This window comes from Kitasatospora sp. NPDC024654, from assembly GCF_055559155.1.
In genome coordinates this window covers 1-1,546 of the sequence record NZ_JBVHLF010000259.1, presented here as the reverse complement: position 1 = coordinate 1,546, position 1,546 = coordinate 1, and the positions used below count along the sequence as shown (strand labels likewise).

General features: G+C 68.6%; 2 protein-coding genes. One reads left to right on the top strand and one right to left on the bottom strand.

Annotated features, from left to right (window positions below):
* Positions 1 to 38: 38 nt before the first annotated feature.
* The gene (locus tag ACZ38L_RS39480) at positions 39 to 368 is read right to left on the bottom strand and encodes a hypothetical protein (protein WP_465702988.1); all 330 of its coding nucleotides are present in this window, start codon (positions 366 to 368) and stop codon (positions 39 to 41) included.
* Positions 369 to 416: 48 nt separating this feature from the next.
* Between ACZ38L_RS39480 and ACZ38L_RS39475 the strand changes: the two genes are divergently transcribed.
* Positions 417 to 1,508 carry an IS630 family transposase gene (locus ACZ38L_RS39475; protein WP_465702986.1) on the top strand — a complete coding sequence of 364 codons (1,092 nt, stop codon included), beginning with the start codon at positions 417 to 419 and terminating at the stop codon, positions 1,506 to 1,508.
* Positions 1,509 to 1,546 lie beyond the last annotated feature (38 nt).

The following is a 1,546-nucleotide window of genomic DNA, read 5'->3' as shown; positions in this document are numbered from 1 at the left end:
CTAGTGCTGCTCCGCGTTAATTCGTGGAGGGGTGTTGATCAAGTGGCCGGGCCGCCGAGGTAGAGGCCGCAGGCACAGTCGAAGCAGTCCTCGGGGCTGCCGAAGGGAAGGCCGGTGGGCAGGAGGTTGTCCTCGTACTTGTCTCGGCTGGCCAGATACAGAGCAAAGCCCCAGGTGTGCAGGACTCCGGTGAAGCGCAGGCGGCACAAGGGGATCTGCTCGCCGATCTTCAGCTCGCCGCTCACGTAGGCGAATCCGGCGCGGAAGCGCACCTCGACGCGGGCCAGTTGCGGCCAGCACTCCGTCGCGCGGGCGTTCAGGCGAACGCGCAGGTGGTGCTGCATCGAGTCGGGCGGGTTCTTCGGCACGGCCCCCATCCTGCCCGGTTCATGGACGGGCCGCCATGATCATTGATCATGAACGTGCGCAGGCAGCCGGGCGGGGCGGTCGCGGCGGTTGCCGTGACCTTGGACGAGAAAGCACGCAGAACGCTGGAGCGGCTGGCCGTGTCGGCGAAAGCCCAGGTCCGTGAGGTTCTGCGAGCCCGGATCATGCTCGCCGCCGCCGAAGGCCTGGCCAACGCGCAGATAGCGCGCGAGCTGGACGTTGCCGTCAACACGGTGCGCAAGTGGCGCGGCCGCTTCGCCGAGCACGGCCTGGACGGTCTGAAGGACGCCGGACGCCCGGGCCGGCCCAAGGTCTACGACGACAAGGTCCGCGTGGCGATCGTGGCCGCCGCGACGAGCGCGCCGCCACACCCGCAGGCGACGTGGACCCACCGGGCCATCGCCGAGCGGGTCGCGGGCACCATCTTCGCGGCCATCTCGCCCTCTCAAGTCGGCCGGATCCTCGCCGATTTGGACCTGAGGCCGCACAAGGTCCGCGGGTGGCTCACCCGCCGCGACACCCCCGAGTTCTGGCAGCGCGCCGAACACATCTGCGACCTGTACCGCAACCCGCCCCAGGGCGCGGTACTGCTGTCGATCGACGAGAAGACCGCGATCGCGGCCCGCTCCCGCAAGCACCCCGGCCGCCCCGCCGCCCCGGGCCGGGCAGCCCACCAGGAGTTCGAGTACGTCCGCCACGGCACCGCCTCCCTCACGGCCGCGCTCGACGTGCGCACCGGCGAAGTCCTCACCGAGGTGATCGCCCGCAACAACGCGGTCACCTTCACCGCGTTCCTCGACCGCATTGACGCGCTCATCCCCGAGGGCACGGACATCCACGTGGTGCTGGACAACGGCTCCTCGCACACCGCCAAACACACCAAGGCGTGGTTCAAGGCCCACCCGCGCTGGACGACGCACTTCACCCCGCCCCACGCCTCATGGCTCAACCAGATCGAACTGGTCTTCTCCGCCCTGACCCGCAGCGTCCTGCGACACGGTGACTTCACCAGTCGCGACGACCTCATCGACAAGCTCGACAGCTACATCATCAACCGCAACAAGACCGCCAAGCCCTTCCGCTGGACCTACGACGGCACCCCACTCAAGGAGGCAGCCTGATCAACACCCCTCCACGAATTAACGCGGAGCAGCACTAG

Coding starts and splice junctions, on each gene's coding strand:
- ACZ38L_RS39475 (WP_465702986.1), top strand. CDS start 417: ATGAACGTGCGCAGGCAGCCGGGCGGGGCGGTCGCGGCGGTTGCCGTG.